Source organism: Rhodocyclus tenuis, assembly GCF_014197755.1.
GTDB classification, from domain to species: domain Bacteria; phylum Pseudomonadota; class Gammaproteobacteria; order Burkholderiales; family Rhodocyclaceae; genus Rhodocyclus; species Rhodocyclus tenuis.
This window is the reverse complement of the sequence record NZ_JACIGE010000010.1, coordinates 123,696-145,365: the sequence shown is the minus strand read 5'-3', so window position 1 is coordinate 145,365 and position 21,670 is coordinate 123,696. Positions and strand designations below refer to the sequence as shown.

Annotated in this window: 17 protein-coding genes; 7 read left to right on the top strand and 10 right to left on the bottom strand. The window is 64.6% G+C overall.

Annotated features, from left to right (window positions below):
- The 7 genes from GGD90_RS13540 to GGD90_RS13510 all read left to right on the top strand — a co-directional run bounded on the left by GGD90_RS13540 (position 1) and on the right by GGD90_RS13510 (position 3,551).
- Entirely contained in the window at positions 1–585 is a 585-nt protein-coding gene (locus GGD90_RS13540; RefSeq protein ID WP_153117406.1) for a hypothetical protein, read from the top strand.
- Positions 582–818, top strand: a complete 237-nt coding sequence (locus GGD90_RS13535; protein WP_153117407.1) for a helix-turn-helix domain-containing protein — start codon at positions 582–584, stop codon at positions 816–818. The genes GGD90_RS13540 and GGD90_RS13535 overlap by 4 nt, the downstream gene beginning before the upstream one ends.
- Positions 815–1,378, top strand: a complete 564-nt coding sequence (locus GGD90_RS13530; protein WP_153117408.1) for a hypothetical protein — start codon at positions 815–817, stop codon at positions 1,376–1,378. Before GGD90_RS13535 ends, GGD90_RS13530 begins: the two co-directional genes overlap by 4 nt.
- Positions 1,379–1,456: 78 nt before the next feature.
- A complete protein-coding gene (locus tag GGD90_RS13525) occupies positions 1,457–2,164 on the top strand; it encodes a DUF2786 domain-containing protein (protein WP_153117409.1) in 708 nt (235 codons plus the stop codon).
- Between the two features lie 4 nt (positions 2,165–2,168).
- Positions 2,169–2,525, top strand: coding sequence for a hypothetical protein (locus GGD90_RS13520; RefSeq protein WP_153117410.1), 357 nt, complete (start codon positions 2,169–2,171; stop codon positions 2,523–2,525).
- Complete coding sequence (locus GGD90_RS13515; protein ID WP_153117411.1) at positions 2,522–3,220, top strand: gp16 family protein; 699 nt, start codon at positions 2,522–2,524, stop codon at positions 3,218–3,220. Before GGD90_RS13520 ends, GGD90_RS13515 begins: the two co-directional genes overlap by 4 nt.
- Positions 3,204–3,551, top strand: coding sequence for a Mor transcription activator family protein (locus GGD90_RS13510; RefSeq protein WP_153117412.1), 348 nt, complete (start codon positions 3,204–3,206; stop codon positions 3,549–3,551). Before GGD90_RS13515 ends, GGD90_RS13510 begins: the two co-directional genes overlap by 17 nt.
- Positions 3,552–3,655: 104 nt before the next feature.
- On the opposite strand, the gene GGD90_RS13505 is transcribed toward GGD90_RS13510, so the two are convergent.
- The 10 genes from GGD90_RS13505 to GGD90_RS13460 form a co-directional block, all read right to left on the bottom strand.
- Positions 3,656–3,958, bottom strand: a complete 303-nt coding sequence (locus GGD90_RS13505) for a bestrophin family protein (RefSeq protein ID WP_221227778.1) — start codon at positions 3,956–3,958, stop codon at positions 3,656–3,658.
- A gap of 235 nt (positions 3,959–4,193) precedes the next feature.
- Positions 4,194–4,889 carry a CAAX prenyl protease-related protein gene (locus GGD90_RS13500; RefSeq protein WP_153117413.1) on the bottom strand — a complete coding sequence of 232 codons (696 nt, stop codon included), beginning with the start codon at positions 4,887–4,889 and terminating at the stop codon, positions 4,194–4,196.
- Positions 4,889–5,524, bottom strand: a complete 636-nt coding sequence (locus GGD90_RS13495; RefSeq protein ID WP_153117414.1) for a PEP-CTERM sorting domain-containing protein — start codon at positions 5,522–5,524, stop codon at positions 4,889–4,891. The genes GGD90_RS13500 and GGD90_RS13495 overlap by 1 nt, the downstream gene beginning before the upstream one ends.
- A 31-nt stretch (positions 5,525–5,555) precedes the next feature.
- Positions 5,556–6,146 (bottom strand): hypothetical protein, encoded by a 591-nt coding sequence (locus GGD90_RS13490; protein ID WP_153117415.1) that lies wholly within the window; start codon positions 6,144–6,146, stop codon positions 5,556–5,558.
- Between the two features lie 13 nt (positions 6,147–6,159).
- Positions 6,160–7,836: a putative porin gene (locus tag GGD90_RS13485; protein WP_153117416.1), complete on the bottom strand. Its 1,677-nt coding sequence runs from the start codon at positions 7,834–7,836 to the stop codon at positions 6,160–6,162.
- 34 nt (positions 7,837–7,870) lie between these two features.
- Positions 7,871–8,527, bottom strand: coding sequence for a TonB C-terminal domain-containing protein (locus GGD90_RS13480; RefSeq protein WP_153117417.1), 657 nt, complete (start codon positions 8,525–8,527; stop codon positions 7,871–7,873).
- Between the two features lies 1 nt (position 8,528).
- Positions 8,529–8,933: an ExbD/TolR family protein gene (locus tag GGD90_RS13475; RefSeq protein WP_153117418.1), complete on the bottom strand. Its 405-nt coding sequence runs from the start codon at positions 8,931–8,933 to the stop codon at positions 8,529–8,531.
- A 3-nt stretch (positions 8,934–8,936) separates the two neighbouring features.
- On the bottom strand, positions 8,937–9,344 hold the full coding sequence (locus tag GGD90_RS13470; RefSeq protein WP_153117419.1) for an ExbD/TolR family protein: 408 nt from the start codon (positions 9,342–9,344) through the stop codon (positions 8,937–8,939).
- 42 nt (positions 9,345–9,386) lie between these two features.
- The gene (locus GGD90_RS13465; protein ID WP_153117420.1) at positions 9,387–11,075 is read right to left on the bottom strand and encodes a DUF2341 domain-containing protein; all 1,689 of its coding nucleotides are present in this window, start codon (positions 11,073–11,075) and stop codon (positions 9,387–9,389) included.
- A 90-nt stretch (positions 11,076–11,165) separates the two neighbouring features.
- Positions 11,166–21,632 (bottom strand): two-partner secretion domain-containing protein, encoded by a 10,467-nt coding sequence (locus GGD90_RS13460; RefSeq protein WP_184415182.1) that lies wholly within the window; start codon positions 21,630–21,632, stop codon positions 11,166–11,168.
- Positions 21,633–21,670 lie beyond the last annotated feature (38 nt).

Here is a 21,670-nt window from a genome sequence, read left to right as displayed (position 1 = left end):
ATGACCACCGCAACAATCACCGAAATCCGCGCCGCAGCACAGCGCCTGGCCGACGCGCACCGCCAGTCGGTCACCCGTGCCACGGCGCTTGAGCACGCGCTGTCCGAAGCCGCGGCGCCGATCTACGCCGCTCACCGCCCGGCGATCGACGAGGCGGCAGCGCACGAGGCCGAGTGCCAGGCCGAGCTGCAGGCGCTCATCGACGGCGCGCCGCAGCTGTTTGCCCGCCCGCGCTCGATCCTCGTCGATGGCGTGAAGTGCGGCTACCGAAAAGCCGAGGATGGAATCGATTACGACGACGAAGCCGCCGTGATCAAGCGCATCAAGGCGCTGCTGCCCGATCAGTCGGATCTGCTGGTGCGCTCGCAAGAATCCATCAACGTCGAGGCCGTCGCCCAGCTCGACAGCGCCGTCCGTCGCCAGATCGGCATCCGCTCGGTCAGCGGCGCCGACGCCTCGTTCATCAGCTTTACCGACACCGACGTCGAAAAGCTGGTGAAGGCGATCCTTGCCGACGCCGCCAAGCGCCAAGGCGAGGACGAGAAACCGAAGGCAAAAACCAAACGCAAGGGAGTATCAGCATGAAGAGCATCAACGCAAAGACGGTTTCCGGCGCCGACGCGCTCGCACTGCGCCGGGAGAAGAAGCTCAACCAAGCGCAGTTCTGGGGGCCAATCGGCGTTACTCAGTCTGGCGGCAGCCGCTACGAAAACGGCCGCAACCTGCCGAAGCCGATCCGCTTGCTGCTGGCCATCGCGCACGGCAGCGAGGCCGATAGCAAGAAGGCGGTTGCGCAGATTCGCGGGGAGGCATCGTGAGACACAGCATCCGCCCCGACATCCTTACGGTTTCCGGCCACTACTTCGATTTTCTGCAGCCGGAGAAAAGCTCTTTCGGTATCGGCGAGGTGGCGCATGCTCTCTCGCACATCTGCCGCTTCGCCGGCCACACCAGAGAGTTCTACAGCGTGGCGCAGCACTCCACGCTCGCGTCCTACCTGGTACCGCCGGAAGACGCCCTCGCAGCCCTGTTGCACGACGCGGCAGAAGCCTTCATCGGCGATATCTCGCGTCCCCTGAAGCAGCTGCTGCCCGACTACAGGCTCATCGAAGAACGCGTCGAGAAGGCCGTTCTGGCGCGCTTCGGCATTGATGCCATGCCGGCGTCCGTCAAGACGGCAGATCTGATCCTGCTCGCGACAGAACAGCGAGATCTGATGCCAGAACACGATGACGAGTGGTCGCTCATTGCCGGTGTTACGCCAATGGCAGAACCCATCGTTCCGCTACCGCCCGGTCAGGCCGCCTTTGCCTTCGTCGATCGCTACTTTTCGCTGATCGGCTCCGATACGCCGGTTCTCAGCGGGCTCAATGCATAGCGGCTCTCGCCTCAAGCCGCCCGCGTTAAGCGCCGGGCGGCTTCGGGAGAAAGCCAGCGAGATTTAACGGGGAACACCATGAACGAACGCGACAAGATCATCGCCAAAATCCGCAAGTGCCTCGCCCTGTCGGCCAGCGCCAACGAGCACGAAGCCGAGGCCGCGTTGCGCCAGGCGCGCAAGCTGATGGAAGCGCACGGCGTTGCCGATCTGGACATCCAGGCGGCAGAGGCGGAAGAACGGCGCACCAAGGCCGGAGCTACGGCTTCTCCGGCCAACTGGGAGACGGCGCTGGCCAACAAGATCGCGAAAGCATTTGGCTGCCAGGTGATCTTCTCCCGCAGATGGGATGGCCGCGCACTTTGCATCGTTGGCGAATGGGTATTCATCGGCTGCGGCGCGGCGCCAGAGGTGTCGCAGTACGCCTTCGCGGTGTTGCTGCGGCAGGCCAAGCGGGCGCGGGCCGATTACATCAAGACCAGCCTGAAGCGTTGCAAGCAGGCGACCAAAACCCGGCGCGCTGATCTTTTCTGCGAAGGGTGGGTTTTTGCCGTCTCCCGCACCATCACCGCGTTCGCCGAGACTGACCAGCAAAAGCGGGCAATCGGCGCCTATCTGGCAAAGCACTACCCAGCCTTGCGCGACGGCGATGCCCGCGATCGAAACGACGGCCGAAAGCTGAGCCAACGCGAATACGACGACGCGCAGGCCGGTCTCCTGTCCGGCCGTCAGGCAGAACTCAACCGTGGCGTCAGCGGCGGGCCTGCGCCGCTGGCGCTGGAGTAGCGCCATGCCCCAAGCCATCTACCCAGCCCCCCTCGCGGCCATGCTCGTCGCCAGCGCCGGCAAAAAGTACCGCCCGAGCAACGGCACCGAAGGCGAAATCTTCATTTCGCACTGGTGCTTTGCGTGCCAGCGCGACAAGGCGCTGCGCGAAGACCGAGACGTATTCGAGTGCGACGACAACGAGCGCTGCGACATCGTCGGCAACACGATGTGCTACGACGTCGACGCCGAGCAGTACCCGAAGGAATGGCAGATCGGCGACGACGGCCAGCCGTGCTGCACGGCGTTCGTGCCGGCCGGAGACCCCATTCCCTCGCCGCGCTGCGAACACACCCTCGACATGTTTGCGGAGGCGCCATGAAAACCAGCCCATTCCACAGCTCGCGCGTGCGCGCCGCCGAAACCTCGGCGCTGGGCAACCCACAGGACCGCGCTCGCCTTATCCGGCTACTGCACGTTGCAAAGCGCGATCTGCAGATGGCCGACGACACCTATCGCGGCGTTTTGATGAGCGTGGCCAGCAAATCATCATCGTCCGAGCTGTCCGTGACTGATCTGTATCGCGTGCTCGAGCACATGAAGAAGGCCGGCTTCAAGGTGCGCGTCACCAAGACCGCGGACGGCAAAAAACGGCAGTCGTCGAGGCCTCTGGCACAGCACGCCGAGGACAAGAAGATCCGCGCTCTGTGGCTGTTGCTGCACCAGCTTGGCGCGGTCAAAAATCCATCCGAAGAGGCGCTGGCCGCATACGTCAAAAGGCTTACCGGCGTCGATGCGCTGCAGTGGATCAACGGCGCTCAGTCGCTCAAGCTGATCGAGAGCCTGAAAAAGTGGGCGATGCGGTTTCTTCCGGCGGCCGTGAAGTCGCGCGCCGAAGAAGTCTCGGCGGCAATACGTACCGGCTCGCTGCAGCTCGAGCCTCAGATCATCAACGCTCTGGGCGTTGCCGTTGGTCTCGCCCAGTCACGCAAAACCTTCGACCCGATGCTCTCCGCGTGGGAGCTGCTCAACGAGGTCGGTCAGCAAAAGGAGTCCGGTGATGGCTCTGCAGATTGATGACAACTATCCGGAGATCCTCGCGGCGATCGCGACGTCGGCGTATGCGTTTATGACCGAGCGCCTCAGCCTGGATCACCAGGTGGCGGCCGAGGCGTCGTTCGCGCTGGCCGAGAAAGTGCGAGCCGATATCGGCGGCTGCATGATTTACCTGTCGAAGGGGCAGGCGTGGGAGCTTTCGATGCGCGATCGCGAGATCTACGCGCAATTCACCGGTGACAACTTTGCCGAGCTCGCGCGGCGCTACGACAAGTCCGAGATGCGCATTCGGCAGATCGTCGCCAAGTGCCGCGCCGACGATGTGAGGACTCGGCAACAACCCCTCCTGTAGCAGATTCGGCGGCGGCCGTCGTTTTCACGCCTCGCAAACGATTTACAATCACCGTCCCGAATCCTCCCGATAAGTCCTGCCTCATCCCGGATTTATCTCACGCCTCATCCCCCGTTTATCTCACTCCCTTTCAGGATGACCAGATCGCCCCACAGCCGGCGCCCCTCCCACCAGCGGTCGTAGGTGGTGCTGTTGCGAAAGCCGAGAAAGATCGCCAGCGCCAGACCGATCAGCGAGAACGGAATCGGCGTCAGCGTGATCTTGGTTTCAAAGACGCGGCCGTGCAGCAGCGTCACCAGCAGCGAGATGGTGACGGTGGTCGCCACCTCCCATTTGATTCGGTGCAGGATCGAGCCGCGCAGGACGAAGAACAGACGCCAGGCGGCGGGGCGTTCGCGGATGATCATCGGGGAATCCTGAGGTGCGCCGTGCTGCCAGGTGGGCGCTACGAATACGTCAACTGGAGGAAGTGGCGATCGGCAAGGCGCGAGTTTAACCTGAGCTCGCGCCTTGCCGACGCGGGGGCGTCCACGTCGGGATTCCGGCAGCCGCTCTTCGCGCCATGACGCTTACCCCATGCTTTCGCGTTTCATGGGGTAAATCGGCACACATTTTCGCCCGGGCTGCCGCGCCGCCCGCTGCTTACCAGAAGCTCCACGCGCCGGTCGCCAGCACCCAGCAGCCGAGCAGCAGGTTGGTCGTGGCGTGCGCGAGGATTGGCGACCAGAGGTTTTCGTGACGCCGGTAGAGCTGGCCATAAGCCAGCCCGGCGACGATGCCGGCGAGCCACAGATTGTGCTCGACACCGAAGAGGACAGCACTGATCAGCAGCGCGCGGCCGCTGGCGAGCGCCGGCGCGAGGCGCCGGAAGTCCGTCGCATCGATCCAGCGCAGGAGGAACGAGCGCCAGAACAGTTCCTCCATGATCGGCACGACGGCAGCGGCGCCGAACAGCCGGGTCAGCGCCAGCGCCCAGTCGATCGTGGCGTCGGGCGTGCGCGGGTCGAAGCCGGCGCCGGCGGGGCCGAGCAGCGCGCAGGAAAAATCGAGATTGATCCACAGCACGAAGACCACGCCGCCGCTGGCAATGGCTTCGATCGCCGCGCGCCTTGCCAGCACCAGGGGACACAGTTCGTCATAGTGGCGCGCGCAGAAGATCAGCGCCGCCATTACCGCGCCGATCTGCACGCCATACAGCCAGCGGGCGTCCCAGCTGTCGGGCAGGGCGGTGCGCAGCCAGGGCAGGGCGGCGAGAAAGGCGAGGTAGAGCGCGAAAGGGACAATGCGCGCCAGCGCTTGACGGCGCCGGTAGCTGACGGCCGGCGCGGAATCGGCCATCAGCGGGTGCGGCGGCGCGCAAGTCCGGTAAGCAGCAGCATGCCGGCGAGTAGCATCGTGCTCGTCGCAGGTTCCGGGACCGGCGCTGTGCCGACGAGCGTTATGTTGCCGCCCGGATCGAGCTGCAGTGTGCCGCCACCACCGGGCAGCGTTCCCGGGCGGATCGGCAGCGTCTCGCCAAGGATGATGCTGCCCAGGGCGCCGCCAGTTGCCGCGCCTCCCGCGGCGAAGCTGGCGCCGGCAAGATTCATTACGCCGCCGGCAGTGAGCAGCATTGTTCCGCCGGGCAGCGAGAGGCGCGCTGTGCCAAGATCAAGATCACCGGCGGCGCTGATGTCGAGACGGCGCGGCGCGAGGTCAAGACTGCTCCAGCGATTGCCGGAAGAATCGACCGCCAACTCGCCGCCCAGTGAATCGAGCATGAACAGCGCGCCGACGCGGAAGCCGTTGTCGACGCCTTCGATGAAATTCAGCCCGCTCAGGTCGAGCGAGCCGGGGCCGCTGATCGTCAGCGACTGCCCGGCGAAGAAGTACTCGAAGCTGCCGTCGGCATGGGCCGTTTTCTCGAAAGCCTGCGCTGGCGCGACGAGCGCCAGGCCGAGGGCAGTGATCAGTGCGGCGACGCCGAACCGCATTCGTCGCCGTTCCGGAATTGCGTTCGCCCGTTCAGCGTTGCAGCTTCTGTTCGTCAAGACGTTCACGGTTATCCTCCACGAAGTTTTCGATAGCGACACGCTTCAGGCCGGTAAAAGGCTCACCCTGCAAGGCCGCGGAGAAGCAGCCTTTCTGTTCGTAACGCTCGAGCAATTCGACGCCTTGTTCATGCAGTTTTTCGTTGCGCGCCGCGCAGTCGGCGAGCGATTTCTTCTGCTCGGCGGCAAGCGTTTCGAGTCGCTTGCGTTCGGCTTCGGTGTTTCGCTGTTGTTCGGTGAGTGCGGCAAGGCGCTGCTCGGTTTCGGCGAGTTTGCTGCCGAGTGCTTCCTTCTCGTTGCGCGTCGCCGCCAGCTGTTTTTCCAGCGCCGAGGTCTTGCGCGTGGCCTGCTTGCGCGTTTCTTCGAGTTCGCCGCTGGCTTCCTTGAACTTCTCTTCCAGCTCGGCCTTTTCCTGCGTCAGCTGCGACTTCTCCTGCTCGAACTTGCGCTGCATCTGCTGCATGCGGCGGGCCTGCTCCTTCGCTGGATCGTTCTTCTTGTCGGCGGCAAACGCCGGCAGGGCCAGGGCGCCCGCCAGTGCGAGCAAGGCGACGAGTGGTCTCAATTTGCAAGCGGATTTAGAAGCGGACATTGACGTCTGCCATGAAGACATCCTGCGCGAAACGATGCGCCGGGTTGAGCGAGAACGAATCGATCGAATCGGCGGAGAACCAGCGCAGGCCCAGCGCGGCGTTGCGGTCCAGACCATACTGCAGGCCAAGGATGTAACCCTTGAGGTTGGTACCGCCGCCGCCGAAGTCGGAATCGGTGAAGGCATCGAGTACGGCGTCGGAACCAAGACGGCGGTAGCTGACGAAGGCCTGCCAGTCACGCGCGTCCTTGATCTGCGGCATGCCGACGGTGAGCTTGTACTGGTAGCCCGTATTCGAGCCATCGGTGAGATCGACCCGGCCCTGCGTGCGCGAGTAGATTTCGCCGCGGTCGAAGGCCGTGTTGCGTACCCAGTCGCCGGTCAGCACGATGTGCACCGGGTCGAAGTTGGCGAGGTCGAGCGAAGCGGTCAGGTTGAGCGGGCGGAAGCGCGAGGCGAGCCCCCAGTAGGTGGTGGCGGCGGTATCGCTGGTCGCATTGGTAACGAACAACGAGTTGCCTTTCTGGCGCAGCCCGCTACCGTACTCGTACTGACCATAGTTGGCGGTATAGGGAACGAGATTTCCGCCCGAGTAGTCAAGCGAATCGTCGCTTTCGACCTTGCCCTCGAAATTCCTGAAGGCGTACCAGGCCAGGCCGACCTTGAAGCGCGTATTCGAGCTGAGATCCCACTGCGTGCCGCCCTGCACACCGACCATCGAGCGCCCCTTGCTCGCCGGCGGGTTCTGCTCCTTGATCGGGAAGTAGCCGACGGTGAGAAAGGGCTTGACCGTGTTGTTGGCGAACGAGGGTTTGAAGGTGGCGGCGACGCCCTCGAAGTTGAGGTCGATATCCCATACCAGATCGGTCGAGAACCACGGGTTGGGAATCTTGCCGCCGGTGATCGAAAACCATTCGGCCGGGTCGTACTTGATGAAAGCCTGATCGACGAGCAGGTTGTACTTGTTCCAGTCCTGACCGAGCGTCTGATTGGTGGACACGCGGTCGTTGGTATTGCCGGTCGCCAGACGGATGCCGCCGCTCCAGGTGTCGGAGATCTTGGCCAGCATGCCGAGACGTGCGCGCACGCGGAATCGCTCGCGCTGCTCACCGGTATTGGCCGTCGGCTCGCCCATGCTGTTGACCTTGGCCAGGTCGGCGGCGCGAGTTTGCGAATTCACGGTTCTTGCCGAGGCGTAAGACGTTCCTGCAGCAAAGGCGTAATCGAATGGCGTCGCGTTGTCCTTGCCGAAACTGTCGGTCTGGTAACGCAGGCGCACATCGCCTTCCCACTTGATGTTGTCGAGCCAGCCGGGAATTGCGTTGGGCTCGGCCCAGCGTTCGCTCTTCGCCTGCGCCAGCACTTCCTGCTTGATCTGTTCGCGGATCTCGGATTTGACGATCTCCGGAACGTATTGCACGCGAACGCTCGTGCTTGCGGGCGCTTTTTGCGCGAGCTTTTTCGCCGCATCCTGCTCGGCCTTTCTGATCAGGGCGTTGGCCTTGTCGCGTGGCAGCACACCACTGTCGACCAGCGCTTCGATCAGGCTCAGCGTCGTCTGGCGCAGCGCTTCGAGCGAGGCGCGCTCGTCGTCGGCGTAGGCGGGACCGGCCGTGACGATGGCCGCGATCAACAGGCTCAGGGTCTTCTGCTGGAAGTTCATGTCGGGGTTGTTTCCTGCGGTTGGGTGGGGCCGGTCAGCCCGTCATGCGATTGGTGATGCGCAGCTTGATCGGCTGCGGAAGATTGTCGGGAACCGCTGTCCGGATCGGCCCGAGTTCGCTCAGCGCCGTACGCAAGGCGCGATCGGTGTCGGCGTTGCCGCTTGAGCTGGCGAGTTCGGCACGGCTGATGCTGCCGTCCTTGCCGATCCACAGATTGACCTGGACGCGATAATCGCCGAGCTTGATCTTGCGATTGCGCGCCAGCTCATCCTGGACATGCCGCTGCAAGGCGTTCGAGAAGAAGGCGAACTGCATGCCGCCGCCGTTACCCGGCGTGCCACCGATGTAGTCGCGCGATACCTGTCCGGCGGCGAAAGGACTCTCGCCGGCGCCGGCAGCTCCCTCCATCTTCAACGGCTCTGCCTGTTGCGGTTGCTCAACCGGCTTCGGCTGCTCCTGCTTCATCTCCTTCGTCTCTTTCGGCTGCTCCTTTGGCGGCGGCGGAGGTGTGTCCGGCAGCACGCTGATCTTGGTCACCTGCTTTTTGGCGACCGGGCCGCTGTCGCCAAGCCCTTTGAGCAGATAGGTGACGATGCCGACCGCGGCAAGCAGCAGCACGGCGCCAGCGGCGATGCGCAGCCAGCGCGAGCCGGCTGCGCTTTCGATGTCGTCTTCGGCCAGTCCGCTCATCTCAGTTCCCGATGCGCGCCGTGACTAGGCCGACGCCGTCGATCGCCAGCGCATTGACCAGGTCGACCACGGCGATCACCTGCGCATACCTGCTGTGCGGGTCGCCCTTGATCATCACCGATACCTTGGCGTCTTTCGCCTTGGCGGCTGCTAGCTGCTGTTCAAGCTCGCCCATGCTGACGCCGACGCCGTTGATCAGCAGCGATCCTTCGGCAGTGATCTGCACGATCTTGATGTCGTGTTTTTCCGTGCTGGGTTTCTCGCTCGGCTTGGGCAGCGACATCGTCAAGCCCTGTACCGTCGCCGTCGTCATCAGGATGAAGACAACCAGCAGCACGTAGGCGAGGTCGAGCATCGGCGTGACGTTGATCGAGTCGTAGGGCTTGGTTTCGTTGTGGACCTGCATGGCTCACAGTTCCCGCTTGGTGACGAGGCCGACGTCGACAATGTCGAGCCGCTTGCAGATGTCGAGCGCCTGCATCACCTTGTCGTACTCGGCGTCGCCATCGCCCTTGAGCACCACCGGCAGCGAAGGATTGATCGCCTTGTGCTGCGCCAGACGCGATTCGAGCTGTTCCATGTCGACCGGATAGGCATCGAGGAAGACGTTGCCTTCGCGCGTGACCGTGATGGCGCGCGTCTGCGGCTTGGCTAGGCTCGAGGCAACGGCGGTTTTCGGCAGCTGAACCTTGACGCCCTGCACCGAGGCCGTGGTCATGATGATGAAGATGACCAGCAGCACGTAGGCCAGATCGAGCATCGGCGTGATGTTGATCTCGTCATACGGCTGGTTGTCTTCGCGGATATCGCCTGACATGTGAAGGGCTCTTCAAGAGGCCGGACAAAGACGGGCGACGAATCAGCGGCTGTAGCTTTCAGCCACGCGCGTGATGAACTCGTCGACGAAGATCTGCATGTCGGCGGAGATGTTCTTGATGCGCGAAGCCAGGTAGTTGTAGCCAAACAGTGCCGGAATGGCGACCGAGAGGCCGGCAACGGTGGCGAGCAGGGCGGCGGCGATACCCGGCGCAATGGCGTTGACGTTGACGTCGCCGGCGGCGGCAATGGCGGCGAAGGTGATCATCACACCGACCACCGTGCCGAGCAGGCCAAGGAAGGGGCCGCCGGAAATGGCGATGGTCAGCAGCACCATCTGCGCGTTGAGCTTGTGCGTTTCGCGCACCAGATCGGCATCAACCGCCGCCTTGATGGCGTTGATCGAAGCCGCGCTCAGATTCACTTCGCCGGCGGCGTTGGTACGCCTCTGGATTTCCCGGGTACCGGCCTGATAGAGACGGTAAAGCGACGAATTCGGATGCGCAGCGCCTTTTTCCAGATCGAGAATGTCCTCGCTGGCATGGCGGAAACGTTGCAGGAAGCTGCGGTTGTCCTTGTCGGTGGCGATGACGAGGCGTGCCTTGCCGATCATCACGGCGACGGCGACGGCAAACATGACCATCAGGATGGCGATGACGATCCACGCATCGACGGTCAGGTTGCCGACGAGAATGCCGAGATACGACGAGCTGCCGCCGTCACCGGCAGCCTCGTCGTCGGTAGTCAGACTCAGCAGCTTCGTTTCGGCGCCTTGCGCACTGGCGGCGATCCGGATCCAGTCAGCCGAGCGGGCGACACTTGCCAACTGCACCTCATCGATCAGCCCGACCAGTCCGTCGCCGATCCTGACCTCGCTCTGCGTGTCCGGCAGGACGGCTTCGCCGCCACCAACCCTGGCCCCGTTGAGGTAAAGCGTCGCCTGGCCGGCACCGACGGTCAGCGCCACGTGCTGCCAGACATTCGGCAGCAGATTGCCGCCGCTGATCGCTTGCTTGCCGGCACCGCTCAGGCTCAGCGTGCCGCCTTCAAGCGTCAATGCCAGCGGTCCCTGGCGATAGATCGTGGCGTTCGGGCCGGAGTCGTTCAGGCGTACCCAGGCGGCGAAGCTGAAACTGCCATTGCTCGTCAGTTGCAGGCTTGGCGAAGGTGCCAGCACCAGCGTCGCGCCTTCGAGCCGGGCACTGCTACCGAGCAGTCCGGCCTTTTCCACCGCCAGTGGCGCAATCGCATGATTGGCATTGGCCGACGAGTCGAGCGGCCTGTCGTCACCTTCGCGGAAATGAAACACCGCGCTGGTCGAGGCGTCGTAGCTCGCTGCAGCAGGAGTCAGTTCCGCTGGCGCAGCGGCATTGCCGAAATAGACGAAGACCTTCTGCCCGGCGGTTTTCACGGCAATCTGCGGCAGCTGCACCCAGGCCACGGCGAGTTCATTGACGCCGTCGAAGCGCTCGATGTGAAACTTGAGCGGCGTCTTGTCGTCGGCAGCAACGAAACGGATGTCGCTGCCATCCTTGCTGGCGGCGAGAAAGTCGAAATTACCGCTGTGCAGTCGCACCGGCACCGTCGCGCCGGACACCGTCGACGCCGTTTCGACCCCCGTAGCCGAAGTGTCGACAACGAGCACGCGGCGTTCGCTCCAGGCGTCGTTCCACCAGGCGTGGGCAGCAAGCGGAAAAGCGGCGGCAAGCAACAAGAGAGGTCTGAGCTTCATTGCACGAGGCTTGAAAAAGGTAAAACCCGAGTATAGGGACGCGGTGTTACAGCACCGATCGGCGCTGGCGCCGCACATAGACTGAAAGGACTACAGCTTTGTGACGCAGTCGCTTTCGGGCTCGTTGGCACGGCATTTCCGCCGCTTGGCCTTCTTCTCGTCGCTCTCGTCGGCCGATTCCTCGTTCGCCTTGCTGCCGGTCGAGCCGCTGGCGCCATCGCCCATCGCCAGCACCTCGACCGTCAGGATCGAGTTCTTCTCCTTCTCGCCGCTCTTCGGCGCAACGCTGGCGGTAGCGAGGTTGTCGGCGGGATTCGCCGTCACGCTGCCGAGCCCGCCGACCGACACCGAGGGCGGTGTGCTTACGGGGTTGACGGCAGTGCCGATGACGTTGTCGGCGCCGCGGATCTTGTCCGGGTCGAAATACACCACCGGCGCACGGATGAAGGCGTCGAGCGCGACCACCTCGCCGCGCGGAGCGAACAGGTAGGCGGCGCCGTCGGCCTTGCCGTCCGACGCGTCGAGGATGCCGATGCCGCTGCCGGTGGCCAGCGAAGGTAGTTCGAAACTGATGCTGCCGTCCTTCGGGTCAATCTTCGGCACCAGTGGCGGTACCGTCACCGTGTTGTTCGAGCCTTTCCCCGAGTCGATATCGCCGTTCGAACTCCACAGCAGGATATCGCCGGCACCGATGACGAAGACTTTCTGGGCGTTGACCAGGAAATTGCCGTCCGAGAAAGAACGAATGTTGCCGTTGGCGTAGGCGACCACACCGCGTTTGTCCGAGGTCTTCTTGCCACCGACGGCATTGGAGACATCAGCGCTGAGACCGACATTGACGCCGCCGCCGGGGGCGATGAACTCGATATCGCCGCCGCTCTTCGTCTGTACCTTGCTCTGGATCAGATCGATATTGCCGACGAAATCGAATGGCGAGCCGTAGCCGGCCAGATCGATCGCCTTGTAGCCCTGGGCATATCCCGCCTCCTTGGCTGTGGCGCCCTTGGCGCTCGATCCGGCAATGCCGCCGAGCTTGAGTTCGGCGAACAGCACCTCGTTGCGCATCCACTCGAAGGTCTCGCCGCCATAGACGTCGCTGGTGACGCCGGCTTTTGCCGCGGCCTGCGCCCACGCCGTCGCGTACGGTTTTCCGGCGGCCAGGTAGGTGCGACCGAATTCCTCGGCCAGTACCGTCTTGACGAAGGCGATCCGCCCCGCCGACGAGAAGCCGCTGAACACTGCCAGGGCTTCGTCGTCGGTGTAAGTGGCGCTGGCGCCCTGATTCAGCGTCTTCTTCACATAGTCGACCAACGCCTGGCGGTAACTGCTACCGCTGGGGGCGCCGCTGGCTCCCAGATAGTTCGTGACAAAACTGCTGAAACCGTCGGCATCGAGCGTGGCGGCAAGGCCTGCCGCCATGCGTATCGAGGCGCCCTCGGCCGATAGTGATGGGTTGTAGATATTACCGGTTGTTTCAACCCCGGCCGAGGCGCCGAGACTGAGCTGTCGTCCGGCCGTCATTTCCAGGGTGCCGGGGCCCGCCAGCGAGATCAGTCCGCGCGTCGGAACGATGGTGGTGCTGAGGATATTGCGTCCGGCGGAAATTTGCGTGACGTCACTCGCCCGATGATGTTGCCCGTACAGACTCAGGTTGATGATATCCATCCCGGCGCTGATCCGTGTCTGCTTAGGCGAGAGGATCAGCCTGCCGTCGGTGACCGTGATCGAGCCGTCGGCATGGATGCGCACGGGATCGTTGTCGCCGGCGTGCAGGTCGGTGAGGACGAGCTTGTTGATGTCGTAGCTGGTAATTCCGCCCGGCATGCCGACGAACAGGGTGGCCGCAGTTCCTTCAGTGAAATTCACGATTCCCGGCAGGCTGGCGGGATCGTTGTCCATGATGCGCACCGAGGTATTGATCAGCGTGTCGCCGCCCGAGTACAGCTCCAGGTTGCCGGTCGCCGACGGGAAGAGCGAGACGCCGAGCGCATTGGTGCTGTTGGCGCTGAGATTGATTCCGCCTTCAAACGCGGTCAGCCTGACATTGGGCGGGAGCACATTCAGCGTCAGGTAATCGGTATCGATCAGCGTCATTTTTTCGGCGCTTGCGGTCGCCAGTTTCGCCAGCGATGAAAAGACGTTCTGCGCGACGCTCGGCCAGGAAATCGAGCCCGCCGTGCTCGCCACGTCGAGGCGCGCAGCGTCGCCATAGGTGTAGAACGATGTTCCCTTCCTGGCGTTGAAGATGGTCGGGTTGAAGGCAGTCGTGATACCGATGTCGCTCTGCGCGCGCAACGTCCAGCTGCCGTCCATCATCGCCAGCACGGGAGCGAGTTGGCCTACGTTGCTGGCTGGCGAGCTTCCCTTGGTGATGCTGCCGCCGGCACTCAGCTTGCCCTCGCCGCGGCCGACGAAATAGGCACCGCCGGCGATGTTGCCACCGGCAGTCACTTCGATGTCGCCGCCGTTCTCGACGATCAGCCTAGACATATCTGGAGTGGTCGAAGCCATCCGCGCCGAGCTTGGCGCGACGGCACTCACGTTCTGCATGTTGCCGCCCGCGCTGAGGACGATGTTGCCGCCGCCGAATGAGCCAAAACCGTGCCGGAAGAGATCGAAACGGCTCCACCAGGCAACGTTGTCGTAGTACATGCCGGTGTCGGTATCGAGACGCCCGGAGCGGGAGAACCAGTTGTCGATCAGCAACTGGTCGCTGGCCGGACTCTTGATGTCATTCCCGGCGGTGGCACTGATGTGGGCGCCGTTCTTCGTGAACACGGCGTCGGCAGGCTTGGTGTACGCGGCGGCCAGATCCGGGTCGAGTTCCGACAGGGTGCCGGTGACCATGACCGTCGCTGGTGCGGCCGTCGTTCCGCCGAGAATGATGTCGTGGCCGGCGGCCAGATCAATCGATCCGGAGGTGGTGCGCAACAGCTTACCGCCGGCGATGCTGAGATCACCGCTGCCGGCAGTGTTGATCGCCAGCGGATTGGCGGCGACCGGAGTGCCGAGGCTTGCGTCGCCGAGGTCGGCGCCGGCAACGAGGCGCATTGACCAGGCGTCGCCCGACATGAGCGTCGAGTTGCGTGCGACGCCATCGAAGCCGTCGGAAATCGTGCCGTTGATGTTGAGCTTGCCGGCGGCGCGAATGGTCAGGAATCCTGCCTCACCGCCGAGGCGGCTCGCCGAATAGAGGTTCCAGTCCTTACTGACGGTGAAGTCGCCGGTCGAGCGGATTTCAACGCCCGGCCGCAGATGAAAACGCGAGTCGTCAGTGACACCGAGCGCATCGAGGATCGTCCCCTTGTTCTGCATGAAGGTGGTGTTGTCGGTGATGATCGAGTCCTGTCCGAGCACAGCGCCGTTGGTTTTCCCGGTCGTCAGCGACGTACCGGAATAGGTCTGCACCGCGTCGATGTCGATCTCGCCAGCGGTGATCGCACCGCCAATCTTCGCGACCTTCACCGTAGAACCGGCGCGCTCGGCGCGCAGCACGACACGGCCATCGAGGATGTCGTCGCCACCGACGTCGATTGTCGAATCCTCCATGACGCTGACGGTGCCGGCCGTCGACGCGAGCAGCACATCGCCACCGTTGGCGCCGGCGCGCGACGATGCGGCGAGGATCTTGCCGCCCTTGGCGAGGGTCATGTCCCTGCCGGCGGCCAGTTGCACGACGCCCCCTGCTGCGGCGCGCGCGTCGATGGTCGAGCTGACGCTCAGGCTGCCGGCGTCGGCGGCGATCGAAACCTTCTTTGCCCGTACCTGTTGCGACTTCAGCGCGACGTCGCCCTTGCGCACGCGCAGCTCGAACTTGCGGCTGAAGTTGCTCGTCGCCGCAGCGATCCTGTCGATACTGCCGTTCTCGGCGTCTGCGATCTTGCCAAGGTCGGCGCTGAAACTGCCGCCTTCGCCCTTGGCACCACCAGCGCCTTCGAGCACGGCGTCGCTGGCGAGGTCGAGCGTGCCGTCGCTGGCGGAAAGGCTCAGACTGCCGGCGTTGCCGCCGCCGGCGAGCGCCGCCACGCCGACGATGCCGTCGACCTTGATGTCGCCCTTGGCGGCAGTGACCTTGATCGAGCCGGCATCGCCGTAAGTCGTCCACTCGTCGGCGGCGACCGAGAAACCGCCGGCGCGCGTCACCGATCCGCTGCCGAATTCGACGCCATATCTGGCTGTGGCGGTGTTTGCCGCGTTGATCGTCAGCTGGCCGCCGGCGAGGTCGATCGTTCCGTTCTGTACGACGCGCTCGCCGGACAGGCTCAGTTTGGCGCCAAGCCCGACGCGTTCGCCGAGCGTGCGTCCGTCGTCAGGTCGATTGATCGTCAGCACGCCGCCGGCGGCGACCGCCTGGTCGGCCGCGCTGGTAGCGGTCACGCGTTGCGCGGCGAGCGTCAGATCACTCTGGCTGGAAAGCTTGCCGGTGCCCGAGAAGACCATGTCGCCGGTCGAACTGAGTGTCGCGCTGTCGAAGCCCAGCGACTGGTTACCCGGGCCGATCTCCATGCCCCCGGTCTTGCTGTCGCGCAATGGCGGCTTGGCGGCGATGCTCAGCGTTCCCTGTCCCGTCGCCGCGACCGTCTGACCGGTCGAATTGCGCAGCAATACTTCGGCAGCACCGAGATTGACCTTGCTGTCGGTGCCACCGCTCCCGCGCAGTCCGGCCGCGTCGAGAACGAGCTTGCCCTTGCCGGGAAGAATCAGGTCGAGGCTGTCGAGGAAGTCGATCGTGCTGTAGCTACGTAGCGACAGGCTGCTGGCAGCGCCCAGCGTTTCGAGCAGTTTGCCGTCGATGCTGACGCTGTCGCCTTCGGGCGAGGCGCCACCAAAGGAGATGCGCCCGGCGCCGAGGCCGAAGGCATCGGCGACCAGCGTCGCGCTGCTGTCGAGGCTCATCTTGCCGGTGGCGTCGACGTCGACCTGCGCGCCGGCGAGTTTCACATTCCTGCCGATCGTCAGTGTGCCGACGCCGGGAGCGCGGGCCGCGCCGCTGCGAACGACGTCGACGCCCTTGCGCGTCGATACGCGCAGGAAAGCGCCGTCACCGCTGAGCTTGAGCTGATTCGTCACGGTCTCGCTGCTGCCGCTGGTGCTGATTGTGACATTGTCGGCCACCGCGACTTCCGTCTTCGCCGCGAACAGCAGTTCGTTGCCGTTCATGTCCGATTCGACGCGGACCTTGTCGCTGCTCGTTGCGATACTGGTCGTGCCGTTGCTGTCGCTGCGCGTGCCGCCGAGCAGAATGCTGGCGGCGCCGGTCGCCGCCAGACTTTCCGTGCTGACGACGGTATAGCCGTCGGCTGCCGTGTGATTTTCCGAGGCGCTTTGCCCGTTCTTGACGACGACAATGTCGGGGACGGCCAGATCGAACTCGCCGCCCCTGGCGCCAGCGGGTGCCGCCAGATCGAACAGCGCCTGCCAGTTGGTCATGTGGGCGGCAGACAGCGAAATCCGTCCGGCATCCCTGGGCAGGCTTCCGGCAGCGCTGCCTTCACGCGCAGCCTTGGCGGCAAAGAAGTCGCTGCCGCTGGTCAGCGTGTATGACGATTTGGCGCGGAAGGTCGCTGCCGGCTCGATCACGTAGCGCTGGTAGTCGTCACCGGCCAGTGTTGTTCCGGCAACACTGCGGTACGCGGTCACCACCGCGCTGCCGTCGGTCTGACTGATCGCCGCGGGGAGGGCGCTGCTGCCCTGGTCAGCCGCCCTGGAAACGAGCACCGCATCGGGGCTCAACAGTGCATAGATCGCCGGCAACAGCGTGTATGTTCCCGGCGCCAGCTTCGATCCGGCCATGGTCACGACGATCTGCTCGCCCGGTTTCAGATCGCTGTTCGCATAGATCTGGGCGTCGTAGGGTGCGTAGTCGAACTTGTAGTTCGGCAGTACCGCGTAGAGGCCCTTGGTGCTGGCGAGATAGTCTGTCGAACCCCCGGCGCCGACAACGAATTCCGACGCCTGGACATCGCCGCCGCCGGCGGCGGAGACGCGCGCCTGCGCCGAGGCGTCGAGCGTCCCGGCGCTCAGCAGGATCTGCTTGGCCAGCGGCAAGGCGGTAATATTCACCAGCTCGCTGCTGCCCGTTCCCAGTGGCCGGTAGTACCAGGTTGTCCCGTTCACCGTGTTGCCAACCGGCACCGTCAGTCCGCTGCCGGCAACCGACAATTCGCTGTCGGCGTCGAGCGTCAGCTTGTTCGTCGCATTCAGCTCCAGCTGGCCGAATGGTGCGCGAATGACGCCGCCATGCTCGATGTTGTTGGCGCTGAGCTTCAGTTTGCCGAATGCCGAGAGCGGCAGCGCTGCGGTCGATCCGCCTTGCGGCGCAAAAGTGCTGATGGTCGAGTTGCCGGGCAGACCGGTGATCGCGTAATCGCTGAAAGTGGTCGGATAGATCTGGCCGGCAGTGAGCTTGAGCTGACCGGCGAAGAGCAGGGCGCCGGTCTGCGCCGTCGTGCCTGAAAACGCCCGCCCGCGCAGACGGATTTCGCCGTCCTGGCGGCCGCTGCGGGTAGCGTTCAGGCTGCTCGTCGCGAACCCCTGCAGGCCGAGCGTTCCCACCACATCGACCAGATTCGCCGTCACGGTGAAGCTGGCCGCACCGCTGCCCGCCGTCGGCGTGCTCATTCCGGTGATCGGCGCAATGTCGATGTTGCCAAGGGCGACATAGGGCGCTGCCAGCGTCACCGCGGCATTGCCCTGCGCAGCGATGACGCGGGTATCGAGTTCAAGTGAACGCGTGGTCGCGAGGTCGACGTCGTGTGCGAACTCGATGCGGTCGTCGGCGCGCAGTTTGGCGGCCGAGAAGGCGTTGATCGTCTTCGCCGAGATCGCCGCCACGCCGTTGCCCACAGCGCTGTTCAGGTCGTCTCCGGGTTTGATGTCTGCCGGCAGGCTCTTGCCGTCCTTGCGCACGACGATCCTGCGTTCGGCCGTCGAGTAGGCGTCGCCTTGTGTGAAGTTGTCGAGCCCCTGCCGGCTGATCGAGACCTCGAGCGTGCCGCCGGCAGCGCGGCCGCTCTCTGGCGCCGCCGCATTGATCGTCGAATCGACCAGGATGCCTTCCGGCGAACTCAGGAAGAGCGTTCCTGCGGCGCGCGAAACCAGCGTGCTGGCGCTGCCTTTATAGACGTCGAGCGTGGTCTCGTAGCCGCGGATGTCGATCTCGGAACCTTCCTCGGCGATCAGGTAGCCGTGTTTGGCGTTCAGCTTGACCGTGCCGCCGCCATAGACCTGCCCCGTTTTCATGCCGTTGCGGCTGTTCGCGTACTCGACGACGCCGCCGGCCTGGATCTTCGCGCTGTCGGTCAGCCACAGCGCCTGCGTCGGGTCGAAGCCGATCTTGTCGGCGTTGTCCACGCTGCCGCCACCGCGCGTGCCCTCGACCGTCAGCGCGATGCTGCCGCCCGGTGCGCTCAGCGTGCCGGCGACGGTCAGATTGTTGCCGGCGCTGAACGACAGACTGCCGCCCGCTTCGGTGGCGATGGTGGCTCCCTTGCCGACGACGAGGTTGGCGCCGTCGGTCCCGGTCACCACGGAGGGCTGACGGGTCGCGGCAAAAGCGATATTGACCGCCTTGCGCGCGACGGCGTCGACTTCGGCGCTGCTCGCCAGATGGCTGACGGCGGCGATCGCGCTGCCGCTTTGCTGCGCTGCGGCGTTGCTATTGAGCGCCCGGTTGCGCAGTTGCGCATTGACGGTCGTTTTTTCGGCGATGGTGAGGTCGCGGTTCGAGTTGAGCGTGATGTTCTCGAAGCCGTTGGCCGAGAAGAATCCGGGTTTGACGTTGAGGCCGGCCGTTGCCGCCGCGTCGGAAACGCTCAGATCGAGCGTCGTCAGCTTGAAGGTGCCGCCGCCGCTGAAGCCAAAGCCGCTGACGCTGCCGTCGAGGGTGACCTTCCCCACCTGCAGCAGTGGGTCGCTGTTGCCGGCGTTGGCGGCGAGCTCGATGCTGCCGGCCTTGCCGAAGCTGAGCTTGCCGCTGGCGTTGCGCCAGGCGCCCGCCGAGACGTCGAGCGCAGCGCCTGTCGGCAGTACGATCGAGTCGTAGGCGGCCACCGTGATCGACCCGCCATCGTTGGCCAGCGCCGAATCGACGTTGCCCCCCGCATTGCGTCCGTCGTTGCTCCAGTAACCGGCGGTGCTCAGGCTGGCACCCTCGGAGAACACGACCGAGGCGACGCCGGCTGCGGGCGTCGCCCCAGTCAGGATGGTCGGCGACGCGGTGAGCGTGATCGATCCGGCTGGCGCGCTGATCGAACCGTCGATGTCGATGTGGCCGGCAGTGGCCGAGAAGCTGCCGCCGGCGCCGAGATTGAGCCGGGTTCCTGTCTGCAGGCTGAACAGCTCATTGGCGAGCAGTTCGACGCGGCCGAAGCCGCCTGCCTGAAGCGCGTCGGCCGAAATCGTCGCGGTCTCGCCGCGAGCACCGAGGCCGGTGGCAAACGGGCTGGCAAAGAAGCTCTCGGCCAGCGCCGTCGCGCGCGTCTGGCTGAGCACCAGATTGTTCACATAGTAGTCGGGCGTGCCGCTGGGACCCGCGACGATGCCGACCTGCAAGCGGCCGGCCAAGGGCCGCGATCCGGCCGAAGCCCCGCGCTGGTAAGGCCCGGCAACGACCTTGCCGGCCAGTTCGCCGTCGAGCACCAGCCGGCGTCCGGCGACCGTCAGCGTGCCGGCGTCCTTGCCTTCGACATAGCCCGCTTCGTAACGGCCTTGGCTCGGGGTGATCACTTCGTCGTAGATCACGTCGGCGCGGGCATCGGCAATGTCGATCAGACGATTTCCCTGGCGCAGCAGCGTCGTCCTGATTTCGCCACCGGCATAGTTGAGGGTGCCGCCTGAAACATCGAGCCTGGCGCGCTGGCCGACGACAACGGCGCCGTCGGACTTGATCGAAATGGTGCCGCCCGCCGACAGCTTTTCCGCCGCAGTGCGCGCGATCTGGCCGTAGAAGTCGCTGACGTTGGCCACCTTCAGGCCGGTGTTGTTGTTCTTGCGCCGGTCGAAGGAGACTTCGGTCCGGTAGAGAACGCCGGTGCGTTGCAGCGGCGAGTCGGCCAGCTGGATCGCGAACAGTCGGCCGGTGAGCACGTTGCGGCTCATCGGCAAATTGACGTTCGTTCCCGAGACGTCGATCAGTACCTTCGGATCGATCACGATCCAGCTGTCATCGGAAGCGCTGGTCGCGGTGCCGAACACGCCCGAAGACAGTGGCGTCGCGCTGGCGACGATGCTCACGCCGCGTTTCGTCTCCTGATTGGTCGCGGTGGCAGCGGGAGTGACGCTGCCGGCGCCCGGGGCGATGATCTGCGCACCGCCGAGCAGGTGTATCTGTTTGCCTTCGAGGCGGACGATCGAGTTGTAGAAGTACTCGGCGTCGAGCTGGGTGGCGTTACTGGCATCAGGATCGACGCGCGTCACGCTCGTGGCGCCGAGCACCAGTTCGCCAGCCTCGACCGCCTTGGCCATGGTGTGCCCTTCGATCCCGTCGGAATGCGTCGCCAAGACGGTTTTGCCGTGCGCCAGCAGGTAGATCGCGCCGTTCTGCCCCTTCACCGCCGTCGTCGCCCGCGCCGTGCCGTTCTGCTTGACCGACAGACCGACCAGACTGATGCTGCCGCGTTCGGTGACGATCTCGTTGACCCGCTGCACCAGTTCGCCGCTGTCGAGCGTCACTTTCGTACTGCCGGTCGCCGCGTTTTCGACCGTGTTGTAGTCCTTGTCGGCAGTGGCGAATGGATCGACCTCGACCAGCAGCCCGCGCGCCGCCGGGTCGAGCGAGGCCGCCAGATAAACTTTCTGCCCGGCGGCGAGCGCCACCTGTCCGCCCGGTGCCGAAAGCCGGCCTTCGTTGAGCACGCGCGGCGCGAACATCAGGATGTCGCCGCCGCTAGCCGCGTTGATGCTGGCACCGGCCTCGACACGGATGAAGCCGCCGGTTTCGCCATCCGCTGCCTGAAAAGCCGGCGTGTAGCTGGTGATGTTGCGGTAACCCTTCTCGAACTGCTCGTCGGCGATTTTCAGCGTGGTGGCGATGAAATTGCCGGTAGTGACCGTCGCACCCTTGCCGAAAAGCATGCCGTTGGCGTTGTAGAGGATCACCTCGGCGTTGGCTTCGATATTGCCGAGGATCACGCTCGGGTCACTGCTGCGGATGTTGTTCAATGCCGAGCCGCCGGTCGGCTGGACGAACTTCACCGTATAGCCGGCGCCGATGTCGAAGCTCGACCAGTTGAGGATCACCCGCTGGTCGGTCTGGTTGACGATCATGCGCTGCGCGTTGGCGGCATCGATCGCCTGCGTGGCACGCCCGAGCTGGTTGAAGTTGGCGGCGGCCTGCGGCAGGTTGAACTGCGGCGTCAGGTTCGCCGAAGACGGCAGCGGCCGTGCCGCTTCGGCGTTTCCCGCCAGCAGCGCCAGCGCACTGGCAACGGCGGCGCCGGCGCTGCGCGGCGAACGCTGCCGGCTCGTCCGCTTGCCGCAGCCACGCACGCACTCGGCCGCCGGCACGTGCATGCCGCGCCGCGCATCGAAAACCAGCCGGAAAATTCCCTTGTTCATGGCGACTCCAGACCGCCCGGCATCAGGCGTTCGCGTTG